Raw genomic sequence first — 4979 nt, forward strand, 5'->3', positions numbered from 1 at the left:
GGATGATGCTGGCGTAGCGGTTGGTGGGGGTGCGGGGGATGGCGGGGACGAAGTAGTCCGCGTAGGGTTGTAAGGTTTCAAGTGTCATTTTTACCTCCTTTACTCTGCGAACGCGGTATGAGCAAAGTGCCATACCTCAGCACCTGCGTGCGACCTTCACGTCGCCAATAGGGCGGATAGTAACAATCGAATGTCTCAATGGGCGAACCCAGACTGAACTCGCGAGCACCAAACAGCCTCTCATTTTGATCCCATTCGCTGGGCAAGAGTATATCCTTCCACCGACCTCCGTCCAATCTCTGGGTGGGAACAAAGTCGCCACGCTCTCTGACACTTCGACGTTGGAGTTCCTGATACGGCACGTTCTTGAGCAAGGCGATCCGGAACATACCCTGGATACCGATGTCATGGCCCAGGGTCGCGGTGAGAGTCGTTTTTTGGATTTGGAACCAGGCAATGCGCCCGTAGCCCAGGCTTGTTTTCTTACCGATTCCGATCTCTTCTCGCATCGCAAAGTCCAGAAGTGTTTGCACCCCATTCGGGTCGCCCCGGAAATAAAAAGCGTACTCTCGGGTCAAAGTGTAGTAGAAGCGATTGTCCAGAGCCTTGGTCCCGCCAGATTGTGGGTCCAGCTTTCCGGTCAGGCCTATGGGGCGGTATATCGGTTCCACCGAACGGCGGCGCAGGGCGACTTGATCGGCTGGCCCTCTCTCTTCGGATGGGTAGGCCACCAGATTACCATTGGAGGCAAAGAACGCCCCGGCCGGATACAACACATCTCCGGTTTCCGTAACCGGTAGGCCGACCGAGCAGTCGTAGAGGTTAATGCCGTGGTTGAGAGTCTCCCGCCGGATGGGAATGGGGAAGTCAACCCAGTACCCGTTGTCGCGGAGAGCCCCGTTCCACTGCCATAGCAGGTCATTGGTCAGGCCCGGTGATGTTCGGATCACCTGCACCATTGCCTGCCGGAAAGCAAGGAACTTGAGGAAGCCATCCAGCATTGGCAGTCCCGGCGCCAGGACATCGGCCTTGTACAGGGCAAAGATGCCGGGGGTGCGCAGGTGCAGGCGCAGTTCGTAGACCGTGTCGTCGGCGGTGTTGTAGGACACCGCTTTGGCGGCATCCCGGAGTTTCTGCCAGGCCTCCTCATTCAGAGGAAACTCGCTTTTACTCCTCGGTGCTTGGGGCGTCATTTTGCGCCTCCCGAGAACTGGGCTTGGCCGTTAGCGCTTCCCGGATAGCCTCATGTTGCTCCTCCAGGTGCTTCTTGTACTGATCTACGGCTTGCTGAATCCTGTCAGGCAGTGTAAGGCTTCCTCCAGAGATCATCGCGAAGGGACTTTCCCCATCCACGTGAACCCAGAGTCGGGCCTCCACCTGTCCGTAGCCTGCCGCGCTGCGCCCGCCCAGGCTGGGTTCCTGCAAGAAGGCCAGCAGACCGTCGAAAAAGCACCCCAGTTCGAGGTCATCCAGGGGATACTTGTTGTACATTTCCTGGAGCAAGAAGGTGCCGGCCGGAATGCACTCGACGTAGTAGATCATTTGGCGCCGGGTGCGTTCTTCGTCTTGACCCAGGTCTGTTTCCGTCTCAGCATAGCGCTGTTTGGTCAGGTCTTTGGTGTCATCCTTGCGGGTCAGCGGGCCGTCATTGAACAGCAAATCGCCGCGCTTGGGCGGCTCTGTCGGCAACAGAGCGCACCATTCGGCCGGCAGCGCGGCCACTGTAGATTGGAGGATGGCTTGTGTCTCCACAGCGTAGGGGATGATGTGGGTTACAGCCAGTTTGGATGGGAGCATCACATTGCCGAAGGCCGAGCCTATCAGCCGCAACAAAGGAACAGCATCGGCCATCGCTTTCATCTGCTCCCCCATTCTGGACCCTTCCTTCATCACGCCGCCGCTATAGATGACGCCGTAATGGTCAGGCGGCAGTTGCACGCGCCTGGCCCCTTGCTCTGTCAGGATGGCAAACATCCGATCGGCCAGGATGTCGCGGAACTGGCCGCGGAAACTGTTGCCAGACAGAGCTGGCACCGGCACCGGCTTGCCATTGTGAATGACGCGCACCTTCTTGATCTTGGAGATATTGCCGATGGTCTCCTCGGTGTGAATGATCGGCTGTTTGGCCTGGTACAGGGCGTACAGTTTCAGGTTATGCATTGCTGGCCTCCTCTGCTGTCTGTTCTTCTTCAACCGCTTCTTCAGGTTCGATGAAGCTTTGGTAGATCTTTTTCATCAAGATGACCAGGGGGACGGTCTCTTCCTTCAAAAGCTCTCTGGCCCTTTTGGCCGTTTCGCTCTCCTGGTAGATGTCTCTCACGGGGTCTCCGAGAGCGCGGTGGGGAGAGAAATCCCAATCGGGGGATAGAGCGCCGATCACGTCGTTCACCAGGGCACCCAGAGTCTCCGCTTCCGAGGCTCTCGAATACTTGACGAGAGCCGGGTAAAGCCGCTGTAGTGTCTTGCGGCGGGCCTCTGGCGTCTCAGGCAGACGAATGCACCCTCGCGCTATCAGCAGCGCCTTAAGTGCCAGTTTGACCTCCGCGTCGCGCTCACCCAACTGCATCTGCTCGATGGCTTTGTAGGCCTGGCGCAGACGTTCTTCCCTGGATGATTTTTGCGGCTGTTGATGGTCGCTCATTGAGTTACCTCCTTTTCGGTTTGAAGAAGAATTTCTATCAGCAATGGGTATCTGAATGGGTATCTGGACAGGATGTTTTGCACTTCTTGACGCACCTCCTCGTACTTCTGCCATTGGTGAGCGAAAGCCTCTGCCCCCCAGTGAGCATTCCAAAAGAGTCGCTCCGCACTTCCGATAGGATTTTCTCCATCGTAGAAGGACTCCACCGTCGCGGTTACCGGATCTGCCCCTTGAAGCACGGCCAGGAGCCAATTACGCCTTCGCTCCTGGCTTTTTATGTTGTGCAGGAGTTCGTGTACTCGCCTGCGATCCGCGAAGAACTGACGGCTCACTTCCAACTGAAGCCCATTGTCCACCAAGAGGGTGAACTTGCTGTCCGGGTCAACAGCAACGATAGTCGGGCTGGTCTTCAGATAAGTGTGCTTGGTGTGATGCTGCTTCAGATCGTTCACCGCCATCTCAAAGGCCAGTTCCACGGCGGGCTGCACGGCGATCCGAAACGGGTAAGCCACAAGTTCAACCGGCTCAAACAGCGCTTCCAGGCGATCAAATAACGCGCGGACTTGATCGCCTTTGTCTTGCGTAAGCAGAATGGCGCCCAAGTACGGTAAAGGTAGTGGTTGTGCCTGGTTGTCATTATTCAAGCTGGTCCAGAGGCGGGCGATGACCCGACGGGAGATCATATTGAACAGGCTGTACTCCTGCAATGTCACGGTCGCCCGCTGCAACGGATGAGCAAAACGACCACCAACATCCAGGGGCGGCCGCTCGATCAATGCACAGTGGTCTTCTGCGTAGGTAAAGTGCGACGAGGGCGCGACAAGAGCAAAAGCCCCACGATACCCTTTGCGGTCACCGGTGATGCCCTGGGCTTGCTCCGCCGCCGTCCGGGACTTGTGGGAGTTGAGCACATAAATACGGCACATCGGGCAAATATCGCCGCCAAAACCGACGTGTTCCACATCTGTAAAGTCGTTGCCAACAGTGGCCTCTCCAAGCGGGAAATCGCTATCAAAGGCTGTGTTGCAGAAACGGCAGTGACGAGGTTTGCCAGCAAGCAATGCGATAGGATGTGATACGATCTCGTTGAGGAAGCGAATGCGGAACTGTTTCCCTCTGACGTCCTTGACGGTTTGAGTCAATTGGCCGTGCTCGATCAGGCGGATCTCCACCTGTTCGGCAAACACGTGAGCCAGCAGATCAACATCCTGTCCCCGTCGTTTCAAGGGTAAAGCGTTCCAATCCACACGACCTTGAGTTGTGCTCTGCCTTTTTAAGTCTTTTATGCTCGCCAGCACCCGAATATCCAGATCACGCAGCCGTTGCTCTGCCGCGGTTTGGACCTGGTGCTCCAATGCTGCGACATCCACCTGTAGAAACTGAGGGATGCCCATGAGGATGGTACGGCTATCCTGGTAGACTGTTAACAGCTCCACCAGCGAGATGATTCCCTTACCACACCGCTCTTCCGTCGGTGGTTCGGCGGTCAGGTCAATTACCACCTCAACATGGCGTCCATCCAGGCCTGGTTGGGCAAGCGGCACCAAGTGGTTGACAATCAACTCATCCGAAGCGGTATCCAGAGTGTACCGGCTTGCCAGCGATGCGATGTCAGAACTGGCAGGCGCGCCAGACAACACGACCTGGCTGAAATCAAAGACATATCGGATCTGTTTGAAGGTTGGAGACTTGGTTGCCAGTTCCGTTTCGAGGGATGCAGCAACCGCTTTCGTCACCACCTCCATGAAGGCATCGGCGATCACAGCGCGGAGTAAGGCGGTGTGGGTGGCAGGCTCGGCCAGGAAGGAAAGTTGGAGAAAACGGGCCTCCCTCCCTACAGCGACCTGATCGAACTCATTGTTGACCGTTTCCGGTTCTCCATATCTGAACTTGTGACCGCTGTCGGCGTGATGCGTCTCCACAAGACCGGATGGGACCCCTGTGAAAGCGGCCCAACGCGCCTCAGCGTTCAGTGGATCGTCCGGTCTATTATTGGGAATGTGAATCCAGTCGAACTTGTTCCTTTTCGTATTCCGCTGCCACCAGAACAACGGCTTGAACAAGTCGTGCCACAGCCAGGCGACGAACTCATCCCGATTACTGCTCGCCAGCAAGGCTGTCAGTGCCTCATGGAGCGGCAACGAAGCGAAGTTGATGGCATTGCCCCTGCCGGTAGATGCATCAACCGTCCGTGAGATTGGGCCGAAGTCAAATTCATACATCCTGTGCTTCTCACCCTCTTTTCGGGATGCCTTATACGCCGCCCACTCCTCCCCCAGATGCCGGTCGGTGTAATAGTAAATCCCGTCGGCCAGTTGGTTCTCCAGCCGCAGGAAGC

General features: G+C 56.6%; 4 protein-coding genes. All 4 read right to left on the bottom strand.

Going from position 1 to position 4979, the window contains the following annotated elements:
• Positions 1 to 77: 77 nt before the first annotated feature.
• A complete protein-coding gene (locus ABJK56_RS11870; RefSeq protein ID WP_347244884.1) occupies positions 78 to 1193 on the bottom strand; it encodes a hypothetical protein in 1116 nt (371 codons plus the stop codon).
• Positions 1168 to 2160 carry a hypothetical protein gene (locus ABJK56_RS11875; protein ID WP_347244885.1) on the bottom strand — a complete coding sequence of 331 codons (993 nt, stop codon included), beginning with the start codon at positions 2158 to 2160 and terminating at the stop codon, positions 1168 to 1170. The genes ABJK56_RS11870 and ABJK56_RS11875 overlap by 26 nt, the downstream gene beginning before the upstream one ends.
• Positions 2153 to 2641 carry a hypothetical protein gene (locus tag ABJK56_RS11880; RefSeq protein WP_347244886.1) on the bottom strand — a complete coding sequence of 163 codons (489 nt, stop codon included), beginning with the start codon at positions 2639 to 2641 and terminating at the stop codon, positions 2153 to 2155. The genes ABJK56_RS11875 and ABJK56_RS11880 overlap by 8 nt, the downstream gene beginning before the upstream one ends.
• On the bottom strand, positions 2638 to 4979 hold a 2342-nt coding region (locus ABJK56_RS11885; protein WP_347244887.1), incomplete at its 5' end, for a hypothetical protein. The genes ABJK56_RS11885 and ABJK56_RS11880, both read right to left, overlap by 4 nt.

Source organism: Thermogutta sp. (genome assembly GCF_039793925.1).
Taxonomy (GTDB): domain Bacteria; phylum Planctomycetota; class Planctomycetia; order Pirellulales; family Thermoguttaceae; genus Thermogutta.